The sequence below is a fragment of the Marinobacter sp. AL4B genome (assembly GCF_019916045.1).
Lineage (GTDB): Bacteria > Pseudomonadota > Gammaproteobacteria > Pseudomonadales > Oleiphilaceae > Marinobacter.
Genome location: NZ_JAILWZ010000009.1, coordinates 187,305 through 205,243, shown reverse-complemented (window position 1 = coordinate 205,243; position 17,939 = coordinate 187,305). Strand labels below are relative to the sequence as shown.

Genomic DNA, 17,939 nt, shown 5'->3' with positions numbered 1-17,939 from the left:
AATTATGGCTAGTCAATCAACTCGTACTCCCAAAGAGGGTGTTTTTCGTGTCGATTCTCCCTATCAGCCAGCCGGAGACCAACCCACGGCGATTACCGGGCTCGTAGACGGTATCCACTCTGGTTTGGCTCATCAGACGCTTCTGGGCGTTACTGGCTCCGGTAAAACCTTCACCATTGCCAACGTGATTCAGGAGGTGCAGCGGCCAACCATCGTGATGGCTCATAACAAAACCTTGGCGGCCCAGTTATACGGTGAGTTTAAGGAATTTTTCCCCGATAACGCGGTGGAGTATTTTGTTTCCTACTACGACTATTATCAGCCGGAAGCCTACGTTCCGTCCTCTGATACGTTTATTGAAAAAGACGCGTCTATCAACGAACACATCGAACAAATGCGTTTGTCGGCGACTAAGGCATTGTTGGAGCGCCCAGACGCAATCATCGTGGCCTCGGTGTCATCGATCTATGGTTTGGGTGATCCCGAATCCTATATGAAAATGATGCTGCATTTGGACCGGGGTGATCCGGTTGAGCAGCGGGACATATTGCGTCGGTTGGCTGAGCTACAGTACACCCGCAACGATGTGGAATTTCATCGGGCTAATTATCGGGTTCGCGGCGATGTGATTGACGTGTTCCCGGCAGAATCCGAGCGTGAAGCTATTCGTATTGAGTTGTTCGACGATGAAGTGGAGCAGTTAAGTTATTTTGACCCACTGACCGGTGAAGTCCTGCGCAGGGTGCCGCGCGTCACCATATACCCTAAGTCTCACTACGTGACCCCGCGCCAGAAAGTTCTGGATGCGGTTGAGAACATTAAAGTGGAACTGGACGAGCGGCTGAAGCAATTGCGTGACAACTATCGTTTGGTGGAAGCGCAGCGACTTGAGGAGCGCACACGTTACGACATCGAGATGATGTTGGAGTTGGGCTACTGCAACGGCATCGAAAACTATTCACGCTATCTGTCTGGCCGAGATCCGGGTGCGCCGCCACCTACGTTGTTCGATTATCTTCCTCCCAATGCCTTGTTGGTGGTGGACGAATCCCACGTGACGATTTCGCAGATTGGAGCCATGTACAAGGGTGACCGTTCGCGGAAAGAAACGTTGGTTGAGTATGGCTTCCGTTTGCCATCCGCGCTGGACAATCGCCCCATGCGCTTTGAGGAGTGGGAGCGGATTGCACCACAGATGATTTTTGTCTCGGCAACGCCGGGTAACTACGAGGCAGAGCATGCAGGGCAGGTGGTGGAGCAGGTGGTCAGGCCGACCGGCTTGCTGGATCCGTTAATTGAGGTCCGGCCTGCGTCCACACAGGTGGATGACCTGCTATCCGAGATACATGCTCGGGTCGAGGTTCAGGAACGTGTTCTTGTTACGACGCTAACCAAACGCATGGCGGAAGACTTAACCGATTTCCTTATGGAGCACGACATCCGGGTGCGCTATCTGCATTCTGACATTGATACGGTTGAGCGGGTGGAAATCATTCGTGACCTCCGCCGCGGTGAGTTTGATGTGTTGGTGGGCATTAACCTGTTGCGGGAAGGTTTGGATATGCCCGAGGTTTCTTTGGTAGCCATTCTGGATGCCGATAAAGAAGGTTTCTTACGCAGCGAGCGGTCGCTGATTCAGACTATCGGGCGGGCTGCGCGTAACGTGAACGGTAAAGCCATTCTTTACGGCGATCGGATCACGGGCTCTATGCAGCGGGCGTTGGACGAAACGGAGCGCCGCCGGGCGAAACAGCAGGCCCACAACGAAGAGCACGGCATTACACCCACCGGTCTGAACAAAAAGATTGCTGACATTATGGAGGGCGCTCCCGGCGGCGGTCGCGGTCGTCGCAAGGCCGAACGGCCAGGGCAGAAAGCTGCGGAGGAGGCGGAAGATTACCTTGTTGCAGCAGGCAAGCGATCGCCCCAAGAGCTGCTTAAAGAGGTGGCCAGTCTCGAAGATGATATGTACCAAGCCGCCGCCGATCTGGATTTCGAGGCGGCGGCCCGGTTGCGGGATCGAATCTCCGAATTAAAGGAGGCTGCAATCAGAAACGGCTAATCAGGCGGCAACCCAGATCCGGACGCTGCCCAGCCAAGGTGGATTGGCTAGTGCTTCACGAACTCGTTGGCTAGTGAGCTCTGGGGCGGGGTAATCCTCGTCCAGGAAAATTTCGAGATGCACGCGCTTTTCCAGATAATGCAGGCCGAGTCGGCTTTGAGGCGGTAGTTCGCCCATTTTTTCAGCGATCTCGCTATAGATTTCTTCCCGAGACGGTAGTCCCGGTTCGTTAAGTGATGGACTGTCCTCATCGTTTTCGGCATCGATGTGAAAAGTGATGTCCTGAATGTCATCGAGCGCCTCGCGCATTCCGGCCACAACCTTTAGGCCGATATGGTGGCCTTCTGAAACGCTGATCTCGGGTCTCACTACAAGGTCAACATCCAGCAGAATATCTTGCCCCATTCGACGGCTTCGCAGTTCATGCACGTTTCGAACACCGGGTGTTGAGAGCGCGATGGCTCTGAGTTTTTCTGTATCGTCCTGAGACAAACCGGTGTCGATCAGTTCTTTCACGCTATCCCAAGTGAATTTCCATCCGACGTGCACGATGATCACGGCAACGGCCACTGCAGCCACAGTGTCGAGCCAAACTACTCCAAGCATTGCCCCAATGGTTGAAAGAAGAACGACCACGGATGTAAACGCGTCCGTGCGACTGTGCCAGGCATTGGCGACAATAAGATCGGAACGGATTTTGATACCCACGTATCGGGTATAGCGGAAGATCCACTCTTTGCCCAAAACCGATATGCTTGCAGCAATGAGTACGGGCCACTCGGGGATGAAAAAGTCATCGCCTTCAAATAGGCGCAGAGTGTTCTCCCAGGCCAAGGCAGCACCTACAGCGATGAGGATGCTCCCAAGTAAAAGGGTTCCCAGGGTTTCAATGCGTTGATGGCCATAAGGGTGGTCATCATCCGGACCTTTACGAGATAAGCGCATCACCGCCAGGACGACCCAGTCGGAGGCGACATCGGTAAACGAGTGAATGCCGTCAACAATCAATGCGTGAGAATGGAATAGAGTGCCGGCAACCACTTTAATCAGGCCAAGAAACGCATCGAGCAGCATGCCGATGATGGTGACTTTGGAGGCTGCGTGTTTTTCGGCGTCTAGATCACGCTTTGTATTCGAGTGGCTTTTAAATAGGTTTTCCATGCAGGCCGGTTCCATTGTATTGCTGTGGCGCCAGTATAGTCGCAAAAAATCAAAAAAGGGCTTGCAAAAACGAGAATGATCTTTCGTTTTATGCACATTGTGAAATGTTAATCGCTAGCTACCATTGCGTTACGGTTTTCGTCAATTCTTATTTCAAACTTTATAAGTCATTGAAAATAAAGAGTTAAAATGCTGATCAAAAAATGATCAATCTGTAGGCTGGCGCAGTTATCAAGGCTTGGAAACGTTTGCCCCGCGCTTATTAACAGAGTTATCCACAGATTCCGTGGAAAAGCCTCGGGAGCCTCGATGGCATGCGGCTTTTGGCGACATTTGATGGTTCAGGAAGATGGTGTGGAAAACTTCCGGTATACTCCCGCCACCTCTTGCAAGGAGTTTTCTGATGTACCCCGTTCTAAGAAATTTGTTATTTCGGTTACCGCCAGAGCAAGCTCATAATGTCGCTTTGAAGAGCCTCGATGTTGCTCAAAAAACAGGCTTGCTCAATCTGTTTACGCGTCATCCCGATCCTTGCCCGGTAACGGTTATGGGCCTGGAGTTTCCAAACCCGGTGGGCCTTGCGGCCGGTCTGGATAAAAATGCAGATCACCTAGACGCTTTGGGTGCTTTGGGATTCGGGTTTATTGAAGTGGGAACAGTCACGCCACTGGCCCAGCCTGGTAACCCGAAGCCGCGCATGTTCCGTTTACCTGAGCACGAAGCAATCATTAATCGGATGGGATTCAATAATGAAGGGCTTGAACACCTGATCGGTAATGTCGTAAATCGCCGTTACAAAGGCATTCTTGGCATAAACGTCGGTAAAAACAAAGATACGCCGAATGAGGAATCAGAATCCGATTATCGCAAGGGGATTGCGGCGGTTTATCGATACGCTGATTATATCACAGTGAATGTTTCGTCGCCCAATACGCCGGGCTTGCGGGATCTGCAATTTGGTGCCTCGTTAAAACAGTTGTTGCTCGCGATCAAAGACGAACAAACGCGTTGTCATCAATCGCAAGGGCGCTACGTTCCGATAGCGGTCAAGATTGCGCCGGATATGGATGATGAAGGTGTGCGTTTTGTCGCTGCTGCGCTCCTTGAGGCGGGGTTGGATGGTGTGATTGCAACGAATACGACGATCAGCCGAGATGCTGTAAAGGGGCACCAGCACGAGCAGGAGGCTGGTGGTTTGAGTGGGGTACCCGTGCGGGAGTCGTCAATGCGGGTGATTGCCGGGCTGTACGCTGAATTAGGCGATCGCATACCGATTATTGGTGTTGGCGGCATTACAGATGCAGAGAGCGCAGCAGAAAAAATTCGGGCAGGTGCAAAGTTGGTGCAGATCTACACTGGCTTTATATATAAAGGTCCGAAGCTAATTGGTGAGGCGGTAGAGGCAGTTCGAAAAGAGCGGAAGGCATAAATGGTAGGGCCCGCTTAGCGGGCCCTTTGCGGGGAATGAACCCCGTGGCGCTTCTTCGCATGGTACGGGGCGGGTGGCCCCGTTTCGGTTGCTTGGAATACTGCGTCAAATTGTCAAATTCAATTAAATTAAAAACTGATCAAGTTAACTGAGATAGGCCAACACTGCTATTAAGTGGCAGTTACGTTGGCTAACCTGTGGATGCCGGAGACGCCGGTCATGCCCTCCCAGTTATCTGTGCGGCCTTCTCGCCACCCGTTCAACCATTCTTGGCGCGCTTCTGGTTGATCTATTGGGCAGCTGTCTTTGGATTTTCCGGACACGCCAGCGAGGTATCCCCGCTTGAATGCACGAGCGTAAACGTCTCTTTTCTGTCTTTTCATGCCGTTCCTCACTATGGATTAACAGAACAAGCGTGTACACATCTGCGATGACCATGGCTTGAGGAGCCCATCCGGGACAACCCACTATTGCCAGCTCCGGTCAGAGCAGTCAGGATCCTGTTAATGGAAGCGTTAATTGTTGCTTCCATAGCGACGCGTCAAGTACAAGGTAAGACGAACCTTGCTGAGAAGTACACTAATGATTTCGTCTATATGAATGCTTTCTTATAGTTTTATGAACTAACGATGACAGGCCATTTTGGCTTTCGCTGCGAATCCAGCGGCTTACCAGCTTTATCTAGAAAACCAGGAGTTGATTTTGTCCAAGTATGTCTTTTTTGTAACCTGCCCTAAGGGCGTTGAGTATCTCCTGGGCGATGAGTTGGAGGCTCTTGGCCTAACGCTTGTGCGCAATGCGCCGGCGGGTGTTTGGGTTGAGGGTGAGCTGGAAGCCGGGTATCGAGCGTGTATGTGGTCCCGGTTGGCCAACAGGGTGATCCTGCATATCGATGAGGTGGACGCTCGCAGCGCGGAAGAACTCTACGACGGCATTGTGAGAATGGATTGGCAGGTTCATATCCCTGCGGGTGGCAGCTTTCGGGTGAATTTTCTTGGCCAAAATGAAGCACTCAGAAATACCCAATTCGGCGCTCAGAAAGTTAAAGACGGCATCGTAGATAGTATTCGCGGTGCTGGTGCACCAAGGCCAGCGGTTGCCCAGAAAGATCCGGATGTGACTATCTCCGCTCGGCTCAACCGTGGCCGTTTGGCTGTTGGTCTTGATCTCAGTGGCCACAGTCTTCACATGCGGGGCTATCGCACGGAGCAGGGCTTGGCGCCCCTGAAAGAAAATTTGGCGGCTGCCGTTCTTTTACGAGCTGGATGGCCGGATATTGCTGCCTCGGGTGGGGATTTTGTCGATCCTATGTGTGGTTCCGGCACGCTGCTAATCGAAGCCGCTTTGATGGCATTAGATATCGCGCCGGGCCGTCGCCAGGAGCGCTTTGGGTTTGAGAAATGGCCTGGCCACCAATCCGAGCTTTGGTTGGGCATGCGCCAAGAAGCCGAGCGACGGGCACACGAGGGTAAGCAGGGCAGAGTGCCCGTGTTTGCGGGGTTCGATCAGGATAGTCGTGTGCTGGATACCGCAAAGAGAAACATCCAGCGAGCGGGACTTGAAGGTATTGTGACAGTCGATCAAAGTTCGCTGAGCGATTTTACTCGTCGAGAAAACTGGGCGGAGCAGGGCCTGATTTTGACGAACCCCCCATACGGTGAGCGTTTGAGCGAGCGGAATGTCCTTGCAGCGCTGTACCAAAGCCTGGGCGAAGTTGTGCTGCGTGAGCTGGCTGGATGGCGTTTGGGTGTGTTCACCGGGGCGCCTGAGTTCGGCAAATCCGTCGGGCTAAGAAGCTTCAAGCAATACAACCTTTTTAACGGCAAACTGCCTGCACAATTACTGTTGTTTGAAGTGAATACTGAAAATGCAAGGACTCCGCGAGATCCAGCCGCTGCTGGCCAGGTGGTCCCGCGTATTGTGAATGCTGAGCGGGCGGAGATGCTTCGGAACCGCTTGAAGAAGAACATGAAGTCCATCGGGCAATGGGCCAGAAAGCAAAACATTGGCAGCTACCGCTTATACGATGCCGATATGCCGGAATACGCGTTGGCTATCGATATCTACGAAGGTAAGGTGCACGTTCAGGAATACTTGGCGCCAAAGTCCATCGATGAAAGAGCCGCCCGCGAACGTTTGGCGGAAGCTTTGGCGATCATTCCGAACGTGCTGGATATCGATCCCCAGGACATGGTCTGCAAACAGCGTCAGCGTCAGGCCGGCACCAAGCAATACGAGAAGCAAGCGGCAACCGGGGAGTACTTTAATGTGCAAGAGCATGGCTGCACGCTGAAAGTTAACCTGAAAGACTATCTCGATACCGGCGTGTTCCTGGATCACCGCCCTGTGCGTCATTGGATTCAGCAAAATGCGCAAGGTAAGCGGTTCCTGAACTTATTCTGCTACACCGGTGCGGCAACGGTACATGCCGCCGTAGGCGGTGCCAGTCGTTCATTGAGCCTGGATATGTCCAAAACCTACGTAAACTGGGCGATGGACAACTTATCCTTGAACGGCGCAGACCCGCGTAAGCACTTGGTCGAGCAGGCTGATTGTTTGGCATGGCTGGCGGACAAGCGAACGGCCAACCAAACCTTTGACCTGATCTTCATGGATCCGCCAACCTTCTCCAACTCAGCCCGTATGGCCGGGGTGCTGGACGTTCAGAGAGATCACGGTGTGTTGGTTCGTCAGTGCATGGAGCGCTTGTCCACCGATGGCTTGTTGATATTCTCCAACAATTTCCGCAAGTTTAAGTTGGACGAAGACTTGGCTGCGGAGTTCGATGTGAAAGAGGTGACTGCGAGCACCTTGGATAAGGATTTTCAGCGGAATCAGAAGATTCACCAGTGCTGGCATATTCAGCACAAAGTCTGAGTTTTTTCTTGAAGGGGAGGAGTTAGAACTCGTAACGAATCCCCGAAGAAAACTGAAAGGCATTCGCGCTGGTATCGGTATCTTCGAACAATTTCCCGCCTTCTAGCACCAGATACATGCTGTCGATTAGCTCGAAATCGATGCCTGCTAACCAGCTAAAACTGAAGCTGCTGCTCGGATAGTCCTCCCCAATTTCCTGAAATTCCCGGTTACGACGCTCGTCTGGATTATCAAGCGTGGCCTCACCACTGATATGAGTAAAACCAGCCTGTGCGTAAACGTTGCCAAGCTCACCAATCGGGTAGTGCAGTCCCATATACCAGCTGCCGTAATAATCGACCGCGAGGGTAAAGTCACTGTTAATCTCGGCATCTTTATAGCCGCCACCCAAACGGACTTCGGCGTGAATGAGGTCGTTCAGGTGACCACCAATCACCAGAGTGCCCGCTTGGCTCCAGGCATCTTCTTTGGATATTTCACCGATAGAGCGGTGCTCAATGGTGGTCGCCAACAGGCCCAGGTAGTGTTTATCTGAGCGCGGTGTTTCCTGAGCGAGGGATGCTGTAGGTAACAGGCACAAGGACACCGTGCTGGCGGTGAGGAAACGGGTTGCGACCTTGTTCATTATTATTTGGCTTCCTGTCAGTAATGATACTGACGCCAGATTCTGCCTTGTGTAACGCCTTGTTACGCAGACACCGGTCACAGTTCACCGTGTCTAGCGTTCAGCCGTGGAGGTCGTCCAACAACCCGGACTCACGAGCGATCAGCAATAGAGCGTAAACGCCGTTCTCAGGAAGTTGCGGTTCCAGTCCCTCTTCAAACATCAATTCACGCCGCCGGTCTTCCAAGGCGTCTGAATCAAAATCTGTTATCAGGTCGGCGATAGGCGCAATTTCGAAAGGCGCCTCTTGTTTAACGGCCTCGAAAATAAGATCGGCCAGAATCTCATCGGGGTCTATGCCGTCAACGTAAACCGTTTGGCCCGGTAGGTCTTCGTGAAGTTCCCGTACCAGCTCCAAAATGGGCACACCTTGTTCCTCTAGGTAAAACAGGTCAATGTCACCCAAATCCGCGCCATCCGGGACCCAAGCTTCATCAGGAGCGATGACCACCGATTTCATTTGCCCGTCTTCCAAAGACCAGGCAATGGCGGTCGGAAAAAGTGCATCGTCGGTTTGGCAGTATTCGATGTCCAGAAAACGGGGTATCGACACGGTGAACTCCAGTTGATTCGTTGGATTAGTAATAGGGAGAAACCGCCAGCCTGTAGGCGAGTCAGCGGCTTCATGCCATACTGTAGCGGCCATTATCATGCAATCAGGAAGATCATGGAACACACTGAATTTAATAATGACTTGTTGCAGTTTTTGAACGCCTCACCCACGCCTTGGCATGCGGTGACTGTGATGAAAGAACGCCTTGAGGCGTCCGGTTTTGAACAGTTGGATGAGCGGGACGAATGGGCGCTGGAACAGGGTAAAAGCTATTACACGATTCGTAACGGCTCTTCCATCATCGCGTTTCGCACCGGGAAAAAGGGCGCTGAAAATTCAGGCATCCGAATGGTGGGTGCGCATACCGATAGCCCGTGCCTGAAAGTAAAACCGAACCCGGAAGTTTGCCGTAAGGGGTATTTCCAGTTGGGTGTTGAGGTCTACGGTGGCGTGTTGCTGAACCCGTGGTTTGACCGGGACTTATCTCTGGCAGGCCGAGTGACTGTGCTTGATGAGAATGGAAAAGTTCAGGATGTCCTCATCGACTTTAAAAAGCCTGTCGCCATCATCCCTAGCTTGGCAATCCATCTAGACCGTGAAGCCAACAGCAACCGCTCCGTCAATGCCCAGACAGACTTACCACCCATCTTAATGCAGGCGTCCGAGATGGAAGTGTTCAGCGATTTGCTTAAAGAGCAGATCGAGAAAGAGTCAGGCATGAAAGCCGGGAAGGTTCTAGGCTACGAACTCAGCTTCTACGACGCGCAAGGTGCGGCATTGGTTGGCTTGCGTGAAGACTTCCTCGCGTCTGCTCGCCTGGACAATCTTCTGAGCTGTTACATCGGGCTGCAAGCGCTTGTCGAAACCTCCGGAGATGAAGCTGCGCTGCTGGTGTGCAACGATCACGAAGAAGTCGGCAGCGTATCCGCAGAAGGCGCCCAAGGGCCGTTCTTAGGTGAAGTACTGGAACGTTGGTGCGGCGCAGGTAAGGGCAGGGCGATTGCCCGGTCCATGATGATCTCGGCGGACAACGCGCACGGTGTGCACCCGAACTACATGGATAAACACGACGAAAACCACGGCCCCATATTGAACCAAGGGCCAGTGATCAAAGTGAATCACAACCAGCGCTATGCAACCAACAGCCGTTCCGCTGCGTTATATCGACATATCAGTGATGAGCTGGGGTGTCCTCACCAGACCTTCGTGGTGCGCAGTGACATGGGATGCGGCAGCACTATCGGACCACTGACTGCCGCGAACCTGGGCGTAACCACACTGGATATTGGTGTTCCGCAGTTTGCGATGCATTCGATTCGAGAGTTGATTGGTGTGCAGGATGGCTTCACCCTGTATCAGGTTCTTAAAGAATTCATGCAGCGGGAAGAAGTATTTTGACGTAGAAAGAAAAAAGCCGCTGATTGAGACAATCAGCGGCTTTTTAAAAGAAGTGGCTCCCCGAGCTGGGCTCGAACCAGCGACAAACGGATTAACAGTCCGTTGCTCTACCAACTGAGCTATCGGGGAACAGCATCAATGTGCGGCGCATATTAAGGACTTTGATTTGGTTCGTCAACCCCCTGAAATAAAAGGTCAAAATTTGCACAGACGCGTCCAGTATCCGTACCGGCCACCGGTGTGGTTGCGCAATGGTCACGTCCAGTCTATTTGGCCCACACTGTTTCGAACCGTCGATATGCCAACGCCTCAGACCGAGGTGCTGGCGACCGCGGATAACGATGAACTGCACCTGGATTGGTATCGCCAAAACAGCGACCGCATTGCCGTGATCTCACACGGTTTAGAGGGTCACAGCCGACGACCCTACGTACTTGGGTTGGCCAAAGCGCTCATGGCCGAAGGCTGGGATGTCCTCGCCTGGAATTTCCGCTCTTGCGGCGGAAACATGAACCGCCAACCCCGGTTTTACCACAGCGGCGCCACAGAAGATCTCCACGCCGTCGTCACCCGAGCGCTGCGTGACAGATACAAAAACTTGTTCCTCTCCGGCTTCAGCATGGGTGGCAATCTGACCCTCTTATACCTTGGGCAGCAAAGCGAACAGCTCGACAGCCGAATCAGCGGTGCCGTAACTTACTCCGTACCCGCGGATCTTGCGGGTAGCGCCGACATGCTGGCCTTGCCCAGCCGCCGGATCTACATGCAAAGATTCTTGAATGACCTGTACGAGAAAATGCAGGAGAAAGCTGAACGCTTCCCCGAATTGATCGACATCAGCGACTTCAAAAACATTCGAAACTTCCATCAATTCGACAACCGGTACACAGCTCCGTTACACGGCTTCAAAGACGCGAAAGACTATTGGGCGCAATGCTCGGCGCTATACCGGCTAAAAGACATTCGGGTGCCTGCACTGATGGTCAACGCCGCAGACGATCCATTCCTGTCTGCCGCTTGCTATCCGGAATCGAAAAAAGTTTTAGGCCGATATGTGAAAGTTGAAGCGCCCCGGTGGGGCGGTCATGTAGGCTTTGTTGAACATGCCAAAGATGGCTACTACTGGTCAGAAAGGCGAGTGCTGGATTTTGTGGGAAATTTTGCTTAACCACGGAACTCACTGAATTAAAGGTTCCAACTGCGGCCAAATATTCTCCAGCAACAAAGGCTGCGCCTCTTCAGTAGGATGAATGCCATCCTCCTGCATCAAGCCCTCTTGATCGTAGATTCCGTCCAAAAAGAACGGAACCAACCCCACTCCATGCCGGTCAGACAACGCTGGAAAGATATCCGAAAACATCTGGGTATAACGCTGACCGTAATTTGGCGGAATCTGCATGCCCACAAGAATCGGAGCAGCACCAAAATCCAAGGATAACTCAATCATCTTGGCTAGATTTGCCTCAATCACATTCGGAGGAAACCCCCGAAGACCATCGTTACCGCCCAGCTCAATGACAACCACCTCCGGCTCATTCTGCTCAAGCAAGCGAGGTAAACGGCGTAAGCCTCCGTCGGTCGTTTCACCGCTGATACTGGCATTGACCACCTGCCAGGACAGACCTTCGCGTTCCAGCCGGTTGCGAAGCAGAGGGACCCAGGCAGTTTCAGATGGAACTCCGTAAGCGGCACTCAAACTGTCGCCAACAACAAGCAAAGTGGATTGATTTGCCATAGCGGGACACGAAGCCACAACCAAAGTGAAGAGAAGAAACGACCGAACAAACGTAAACGCCTTATCAAACATAGATTCGTGTACTCTTAAATTTGAAACATTAAACGCCAGCGAACGGAGCAACCGTGAACCAAATGACGGACCTGACAAAGAACAACCAACGCCCCATGCTGCGAGTATCCGGATTGACCCACAAGGTCAGTCTGGAAACCGATACGTTGACGATCTTGCAGGGGGTGAACCTGGAAATCAATCGGGGGGAATCCGTAGCCATCGTTGGCCGTTCCGGCTCCGGAAAAACCACTTTACTCGGTCTATTGGCCGGGCTCGACACCCCAAGCGAAGGCACCGTAGAGCTGGATGGTGCCGAAATCAGTCGCCTTACCGAAGACGAACGCGCCAAGCTGCGCGCACGGCGAGTGGGATTTGTTTTCCAATCGTTTCAGCTGCTTCCGGCGTTGAGCGCGTTAGAAAACGTCATGTTACCTCTGGAACTGGCCGGAATAGAAGCTCCCCATCAACGTGCCCGAGATTTGTTGGAACGGGTCGGCTTGGGGGAGCGCCTCAACCACACACCGCGACAATTATCTGGAGGCGAACAACAACGGGTGGCTATTGCTCGCGCGTTTGCCTCTGAGCCAAGCATCCTGTTTGCGGACGAGCCTACCGGAAATCTGGATAACCGAACCGGTCAGTCGGTGTCGGATTTACTGATGGACCTAAACCGGGAACAAGGTGCCACTTTGGTAATGGTAACCCACGACGAACGATTGGCCGCACGTTGTAACCGCACCTTCCATATTGAAGCGGGTGTTTTGAGCGAGCCAGATGCCGCTCGGGAGTTAGCTGACTGATGGCTGCCGCAAAAAAACTTATGTCTGTAAGGCGAGACTGGCGCGAGCGGGATGTTCGGGTTGTCTTGGTTGCTTTGATGATTGCGGTTGCAACGGTCGCGACCATCGCGCTGTTCGCAAACCAGCTTCAGCGCACCTTAGTGTCCTCGGCCAGCTCATTTTTGGCTGCAGACCGTCAGCTCGACGCAGAAAATGGAAAGCCTGTACCACCCGGATGGATTGAAGAGGCGAGGAGCCGGGGCCTGCAAACCGGCCAGATGATCAAGTTCTCAACCATGGTGTTTGGCGAAACTGGATTCCAGCTGGTATCTGTGAAAGCCGTTAGCGATGAATACCCTTTACGCGGCAACATCGAAGTGCAGCCAGATGAAGAAAGCGCGCGAATCATCGTGGATGCAGGGCCAAAGCCCGGGGAGATTTGGATTAATCCGAGGTTGCTGAAACTATTGGAACTTCAGATTGGCGACACGCTGGAAGTGGGAAATCTGAAACTGACCGTCTCGAATCTGCTTATACGAGAGCCAGATGGCGGTTTTCGCCTGTCGTCATTGGCGCCCCGTGTGATGATGCACGTGGACGATGTGGCCGCAACCAATGTGGTTCAGGAAGGTAGCCGGGTGGGATTTGTTTATCTCTTTGCTGGTGATGAGCGGCTACTTGAAGATTACTATCAATGGCTTGAGCCGCAATTGGAACCTAGCCATGAATGGGAAGGTGTGCGTGACGGCGAAACCTTCTCACGCTCACTGGAACGAGCCGAGCGGTTTCTATTGCTCGGCGGTAGCTTGGCGGTTTTACTCGCTGCTGTGGCCGTTGCGGTTGCAAGCCGTCAGTACGCGCTATCCCAGAGAGATACAGTGGCTCTTCTGAAAACCCTCGGCCTTACCGGTGGCGGGATTGGCCGCTTATATCTTCGCCGCCTGGCTCTTTGGGGTGTCGTGGGTATAGCGGGTGGGTTAGCCGTTGCGTTGCCGCTGTTTTGGATGTTGGTACGTATGCTGAGCGATGTTCTGGAGCGCCCCATTGATTTCTACCTAGACCCCTCGGCACTCACACCGGCGTTGCTAACCGCGCTGATCTCGCTGTTCGCATTTGCGTACCCGCCGATTCGCCGACTGCAAAATGTACCTGCGATGCGGGTGCTGCGTGCCCAGCCTGGTGAATCCGGAAGGGAAGTGGTACCGGATCTTCTCATCGCAGTCATTGCTGTTTTTGGTTTGGTATGGATGTATGCGGGTGAATTAACCTTGGTGGTTTCACTGCTCGGCGGTTTGGTGCTCCTGCTCACTGTCTTGGCACTCATTGGGTGGCTGATGGTGTCTCTCTTGCGACGTGTGCGCGGGGGCGGGAACGCGTGGCGTCTCGCGCTGGTGGGGCTCTATCGACACCGGCAAGCCAGCATGGCACAAATGGCCGTGTTTGCCATGACTCTAATGCTGGCGGCCACATTGGTATTAGTCCGTTCGGCGTTGCTGGAGGATTGGCAGGCCCAGTTACCGGAAGACACCCCCAATCACTTCCTGATCAATGTCGCTCCGGACGACGTTGACGCCGTGGAGTCCTTTTGGGCCGAGCGCGGTGTGCCCTTGGATACGGTGTATCCGATGGTTCGGGGCCGGTTGACCGAACTGAATGGGCAACCCGTTAAAGAAGCTGTAAGCAAAGATGAACGCATCAATGCCCTGAATCGCGAATTAAACCTTACTTGGATGGAGCAGCTTCCTGAAGATAACCGGGTTCAGGAAGGACAGTGGTTCTCCAAAGAGGATGTACAAGGCGTGTCGGTTGAGGCGGAATTAGCCGGTAAGCTAGGCTTGAAAATGGGGGATAGACTAACCTTTACCATTGGGTCCGAGAAAGTCACTGAGCCTGTCACCAGCATCCGAAGCGTTCAGTGGGACAGTATGAAACCCAACTTTTACATGGCGTTCCCTCCGGATGGCGGGCTGACCGATATGCCGGCCACCTGGATCACAAGCTTTCATCTCGATGAAAGCGGGAAGATGCTATTGAACGAATTCTCCCGTCAGTACCCAACGGTATCTGTACTGGAACTTGATCACATCATTAAGCGCATTCAGGAAATCGTTCAGCAAGTGACCCAAGCCATTGAAGCAATATTGGCTTTGATTCTTGCGGCTGCATTGGTTGTGATGGCTGCGGTGGTGAGCGCCACTTTGCGTGACCGACAGCGAGAAGGCGCGTTATTACGTACTTTGGGGGGGCAGCAACTCCTGCTCGTGCGCAGTACCATGCTGGAGTTTGCGCTATTGGGCTTTTTTGCGGGTGTACTGGGCGTGTTAGCGGCGGAAACCGCCGTTTATGCGTTGCAAGCACGAGCCTTTGAAGGGGAGTTTCGCTGGCATTGGCAAGTGGTGCTTTCGGTTCCGTTGATCAGCGCTTTGTTATTGGCGTTGTTCGGGCGCTGGCAACTAAGGCCGGTGTTAAGCGTTTCCCCGATGCTGCTACTGCGTAGATTAGAGTAATTTAGAGGTTATCGGTAATTTGCGAGGATGGCGTCTAGCTCGCCGTTCTCGCGCATGGCCGATAACTCTCGATTAAAATCTTGTGCGAACTCAGTCCAATCTTTTCGAAGCATGAGGCGGTAACCATATTTGCTGATGCTGCCTGTGGAAGGGCGTAACCGGTTCGAAAGCCCTTCATTGCGAAGGATCCATTGTCCCACCAGACGGTCAGCTAAGGCCGCCTCAAAACGGTCACCCAGCAAGACATAACGAAACAGGTCTTTGTCGCTGGACACGTTGAAGCGTTTGATTTTTCCTTGCTCAAAATAGGGTGCAAGACTCGGATACTTGTACCCTAAATGAGCAACGACGGTATGCCCGAACAGATCAGATGGGTGAGAGTAGTCGTATGCAAATTCACGATCGAAAAACAACACTTCTTCTATATTTACTACCGCGCGTGTAAATAGATAATTTTCTGGCTTTTCGGTCCATTCAATCGCTCGTAACGTGCCGTCGATGTACCCATCAAGCAGCATGTTATCCACCCGTTTTCGAGGGATTTTTCGTGGCACCAACTCGTAGCCCAAACGTGGGGCAATGGCTGCTATCACGTCCCATAGAATGCCGGACGGGGTGTCTTCGTCAACAATTAGATAGGGAGGGTATCCATGTGGGGAAATGTTGAGGTGGAAGCTTTTGAGATGCTCTTCTTTGCCCTCAGAGGCGCTGACGCCCACGGCGAAACATAGAAGCGAAAAAGCCAGAAGCCTGGCAGAAAAGCGCAGAGTGCAGATGCGTCCGAAATCCATGAAAGAGACCCTGGCGGCCGGGTAAATGAAGCTTTGCAAAAGCTCTCCAGCCTACACTGTGGCGGAATGCTAACAGGATATTACCTTTTTAATAGTGGATATGAAATGCCTGTTATGTAGCGAAATGCTACGCGATATTTATCGGGTAACATTTCGCACAAGAAAGATTTAGGCCCAAGCTCTCCGCAAGATCGCCATCGCGTCATCAAGCGACACTTCTTTAGGGTTAAACATGATCGAGCCGTCGTCTAAAGCCATTGTCGCAATGGCCTCCAGTTGGTCCTGGGAAACTTTCTCGGTTTCCTTCAAGGTTCGCGGCAGCTTGCAACGCTTGTAAAGCTCGTCACGAAGCTTCCGGATAGAGGTAATGCTGGCTTCCGCGCGACGTGCCGCTGGAGTTGCCGAATACACTTCGGCACCTTCCAAATGCAGCAACAACTCACCCAGAGGTTCGCGAATACTTTCTAGGTTGAACTCCAGTACGTAGGGCAGATACAGGCTCATGCACAGCCCGTGTGGCAGGTGAACAATCGCCCCAGTGGCGTGCCCCAGTGCGTGGACAAGGCCAACCATCGAGTTAGAAAAAGCAATGCCAGCCATGGTGGAGGCCTGGGCCAGGTCGAGGCGGCCGTCTTCGTCTTTGGGCGAGTCCATCACCTTAAGCAATGATTGGCTGACTTTTTTCACTGCTGCCGTTGCGTAAGCGTCGCTGAGCGGGTTCTTGCCCATGCACGTGAAAGCTTCGGTAGCGTGGGTAAGCGCATCCATCGCGGTAGCTGCTGTGATGTGTGGTGGCAGCGTGAGCGTCATGCGAGGGTCGATAATGGCGGCATTCGGAAGCAGGAATGGCGACGAGTAGGGAAGCTTTACGCCTCGTTGCTCATCGGAAATAACGGCCACAGAGGTGACTTCGGACCCGGTGCCTGCGGTGGTTGGGACTACGAAAAAGGGTTTCAGCGGGTGTTTCAAAATGCCGGCACCGCTGTATTCGGCGATGTCGTCACCGCCTTCAGAAACGAGAATGTTTACGGCTTTGCCGGTGTCGATGGCGGAGCCGCCGCCCACTGCGATGATCGAATCGCATTTTTCCTTGCGATAAACCTTGGCGATTGCGGCGACCACGGTTTTTGATGAATCCGGTGGCACGTCATCGTAAATTGAAACAACGTCCAGGCCGCTGTCTTCGCATGCTGCGATGACTGGGTCAAGTAGGCCGGCCGCTCGCACGCCTTTGTCCGTGATGATCATGGGGCGTTTTGCAGCCAGGCTGGTTAGTTCAAAAGGAATGTGTTCAAGGGCGGCTTTGCCTGCGATCACTTTTACCGGGCAGAAGAACTCGTAGTATTTGTTAGTCATTATACTCTCGCTGTCTCGACAAGATTGGTGGCTACTTTCAAGTAAATACGTGCAGCGCTGATCAGTTTGGTCGGGAAATTGATGTGATCCGGGTACTCTTTGACAGCGCGTTCTGCGACCAGCTTGGGAAGAATGAACGCTTCCAAACGATTCAGAACCCGTGTCATACGGATAGCGAGGCTTACATCGCCATCCACCAGCATGCGGTCGTTTGCAAACGCCACAGATGTTTTTTCTTGGAACGACAAAACCAGAAACGCGTGCGCGATGTGTTTGAACTGAATTGACAGGTCTATAGGGCGCGATGCCTGGTCGCCAAGAAACCGGAGGCGGCCCTCACCGGTGTGCTCTACAATCAGCTTCGGGCCGGAGGGCATAACCTGCATTTCAAACAGGAAACCATCGGGTAGGAGCTTGATTTCGTCACGTGCTACTTGATCCACCTCGCTAATCGCTTGCAGTGCGCGCCCCATGACTTGGAACATTAACTCGACATAGGAGCGCCGCGCCTGGGATGTCAGCGGCTGTATTCGTTTTGAGAGCATGTTGTTTGTCCGTTTGATATGGGATTGT

General features: G+C 52.9%; 15 protein-coding genes and 1 tRNA gene. 7 read left to right on the top strand and 9 right to left on the bottom strand.

Annotation, left to right across the window (positions count from 1 at the left end; genetic code table 11):
* Positions 1 to 4 precede the first annotated feature (4 nt).
* Positions 5 to 2,062: an excinuclease ABC subunit UvrB gene (uvrB, locus tag K5L82_RS01520; RefSeq protein WP_223132913.1), complete on the top strand. Its 2,058-nt coding sequence runs from the start codon at positions 5 to 7 to the stop codon at positions 2,060 to 2,062.
* Here uvrB and K5L82_RS01515 read toward each other — a convergent pair whose 3' ends face one another.
* Positions 2,063 to 3,223, bottom strand: a complete 1,161-nt coding sequence (locus tag K5L82_RS01515; protein ID WP_223132912.1) for a cation diffusion facilitator family transporter — start codon at positions 3,221 to 3,223, stop codon at positions 2,063 to 2,065.
* Positions 3,224 to 3,626: 403 nt separating this feature from the next.
* Here K5L82_RS01515 and K5L82_RS01510 point away from each other — a divergent pair, with 403 nt between their 5' ends.
* Entirely contained in the window at positions 3,627 to 4,652 is a 1,026-nt protein-coding gene (locus K5L82_RS01510) for a quinone-dependent dihydroorotate dehydrogenase (protein WP_223132911.1), read from the top strand.
* Between the two features lie 170 nt (positions 4,653 to 4,822).
* On the opposite strand, the gene rmf is transcribed toward K5L82_RS01510, so the two are convergent.
* Positions 4,823 to 5,035, bottom strand: a complete 213-nt coding sequence (gene rmf / locus K5L82_RS01505) for a ribosome modulation factor (protein ID WP_133005266.1) — start codon at positions 5,033 to 5,035, stop codon at positions 4,823 to 4,825.
* Between the two features lie 319 nt (positions 5,036 to 5,354).
* Between rmf and rlmKL the strand changes: the two genes are divergently transcribed.
* Positions 5,355 to 7,529: a bifunctional 23S rRNA (guanine(2069)-N(7))-methyltransferase RlmK/23S rRNA (guanine(2445)-N(2))-methyltransferase RlmL gene (gene rlmKL, locus K5L82_RS01500; protein WP_223132910.1), complete on the top strand. Its 2,175-nt coding sequence runs from the start codon at positions 5,355 to 5,357 to the stop codon at positions 7,527 to 7,529.
* 22 nt (positions 7,530 to 7,551) lie between these two features.
* Here rlmKL and K5L82_RS01495 read toward each other — a convergent pair whose 3' ends face one another.
* Positions 7,552 to 8,154 carry an outer membrane beta-barrel protein gene (locus K5L82_RS01495; protein ID WP_223132909.1) on the bottom strand — a complete coding sequence of 201 codons (603 nt, stop codon included), beginning with the start codon at positions 8,152 to 8,154 and terminating at the stop codon, positions 7,552 to 7,554.
* A gap of 100 nt (positions 8,155 to 8,254) precedes the next feature.
* Positions 8,255 to 8,746, bottom strand: coding sequence for a hypothetical protein (locus K5L82_RS01490; protein WP_133005269.1), 492 nt, complete (start codon positions 8,744 to 8,746; stop codon positions 8,255 to 8,257).
* Between the two features lie 114 nt (positions 8,747 to 8,860).
* Between K5L82_RS01490 and K5L82_RS01485 the strand changes: the two genes are divergently transcribed.
* Complete coding sequence (locus K5L82_RS01485; RefSeq protein WP_223132908.1) at positions 8,861 to 10,144, top strand: M18 family aminopeptidase; 1,284 nt, start codon at positions 8,861 to 8,863, stop codon at positions 10,142 to 10,144.
* Positions 10,145 to 10,197: 53 nt separating this feature from the next.
* Here K5L82_RS01485 and K5L82_RS01480 read toward each other — a convergent pair.
* Positions 10,198 to 10,273 (bottom strand) — tRNA-Asn (locus K5L82_RS01480).
* A gap of 73 nt (positions 10,274 to 10,346) precedes the next feature.
* Here K5L82_RS01480 and K5L82_RS01475 point away from each other — a divergent pair.
* Positions 10,347 to 11,312 (top strand): YheT family hydrolase, encoded by a 966-nt coding sequence (locus tag K5L82_RS01475; protein ID WP_316933350.1) that lies wholly within the window; start codon positions 10,347 to 10,349, stop codon positions 11,310 to 11,312.
* 9 nt (positions 11,313 to 11,321) lie between these two features.
* On the opposite strand, the gene K5L82_RS01470 is transcribed toward K5L82_RS01475, so the two are convergent.
* On the bottom strand, positions 11,322 to 11,879 hold the full coding sequence (locus tag K5L82_RS01470; protein WP_228259041.1) for an arylesterase: 558 nt from the start codon (positions 11,877 to 11,879) through the stop codon (positions 11,322 to 11,324).
* Between the two features lie 134 nt (positions 11,880 to 12,013).
* On the opposite strand from K5L82_RS01470, the gene K5L82_RS01465 reads away from it, so the two are divergent.
* Positions 12,014 to 12,733 carry an ABC transporter ATP-binding protein gene (locus tag K5L82_RS01465; protein ID WP_223132987.1) on the top strand — a complete coding sequence of 240 codons (720 nt, stop codon included), beginning with the start codon at positions 12,014 to 12,016 and terminating at the stop codon, positions 12,731 to 12,733.
* Positions 12,733 to 15,219, top strand: coding sequence for an ABC transporter permease (locus tag K5L82_RS01460; protein WP_223132906.1), 2,487 nt, complete (start codon positions 12,733 to 12,735; stop codon positions 15,217 to 15,219). Before K5L82_RS01465 ends, K5L82_RS01460 begins: the two co-directional genes overlap by 1 nt.
* Positions 15,220 to 15,227: 8 nt before the next feature.
* Here the strand turns inward: K5L82_RS01460 and K5L82_RS01455 are convergent, their stop codons facing one another.
* From K5L82_RS01455 to K5L82_RS01445, 3 genes are all read right to left on the bottom strand, one after another.
* Positions 15,228 to 16,010 (bottom strand): substrate-binding periplasmic protein, encoded by a 783-nt coding sequence (locus K5L82_RS01455; RefSeq protein WP_223132905.1) that lies wholly within the window; start codon positions 16,008 to 16,010, stop codon positions 15,228 to 15,230.
* Positions 16,011 to 16,178: 168 nt separating this feature from the next.
* Positions 16,179 to 17,366 carry an iron-containing alcohol dehydrogenase gene (locus tag K5L82_RS01450; protein ID WP_133005274.1) on the bottom strand — a complete coding sequence of 396 codons (1,188 nt, stop codon included), beginning with the start codon at positions 17,364 to 17,366 and terminating at the stop codon, positions 16,179 to 16,181.
* Complete coding sequence (locus tag K5L82_RS01445; protein ID WP_133005275.1) at positions 17,366 to 17,911, bottom strand: hypothetical protein; 546 nt, start codon at positions 17,909 to 17,911, stop codon at positions 17,366 to 17,368. Before K5L82_RS01445 ends, K5L82_RS01450 begins: the two co-directional genes overlap by 1 nt.
* Positions 17,912 to 17,939 lie beyond the last annotated feature (28 nt).

Excerpts from the sequence above, each read along its gene's own strand:
- uvrB (WP_223132913.1), top strand. The coding sequence starts at position 5 with ATGGCTAGTCAATCAACTCGTACTCCCAAAGAGGGTGTTTTTCGTGTC.
- K5L82_RS01515 (WP_223132912.1), bottom strand. The coding sequence starts at position 3,223 with ATGGAAAACCTATTTAAAAGCCACTCGAATACAAAGCGTGATCTAGAC.
- K5L82_RS01510 (WP_223132911.1), top strand. The coding sequence starts at position 3,627 with ATGTACCCCGTTCTAAGAAATTTGTTATTTCGGTTACCGCCAGAGCAA.
- rmf (WP_133005266.1), bottom strand. The coding sequence starts at position 5,035 with ATGAAAAGACAGAAAAGAGACGTTTACGCTCGTGCATTCAAGCGGGGA.
- K5L82_RS01495 (WP_223132909.1), bottom strand. The coding sequence starts at position 8,154 with ATGAACAAGGTCGCAACCCGTTTCCTCACCGCCAGCACGGTGTCCTTG.
- K5L82_RS01485 (WP_223132908.1), top strand. The coding sequence starts at position 8,861 with ATGGAACACACTGAATTTAATAATGACTTGTTGCAGTTTTTGAACGCC.
- K5L82_RS01470 (WP_228259041.1), bottom strand. The coding sequence starts at position 11,879 with ATGGCAAATCAATCCACTTTGCTTGTTGTTGGCGACAGTTTGAGTGCC.
- K5L82_RS01465 (WP_223132987.1), top strand. The coding sequence starts at position 12,014 with ATGACGGACCTGACAAAGAACAACCAACGCCCCATGCTGCGAGTATCC.
- K5L82_RS01460 (WP_223132906.1), top strand. The coding sequence starts at position 12,733 with ATGGCTGCCGCAAAAAAACTTATGTCTGTAAGGCGAGACTGGCGCGAG.
- K5L82_RS01455 (WP_223132905.1), bottom strand. The coding sequence starts at position 16,010 with ATGGATTTCGGACGCATCTGCACTCTGCGCTTTTCTGCCAGGCTTCTG.
- K5L82_RS01450 (WP_133005274.1), bottom strand. The coding sequence starts at position 17,366 with ATGACTAACAAATACTACGAGTTCTTCTGCCCGGTAAAAGTGATCGCA.
- K5L82_RS01445 (WP_133005275.1), bottom strand. The coding sequence starts at position 17,911 with ATGCTCTCAAAACGAATACAGCCGCTGACATCCCAGGCGCGGCGCTCC.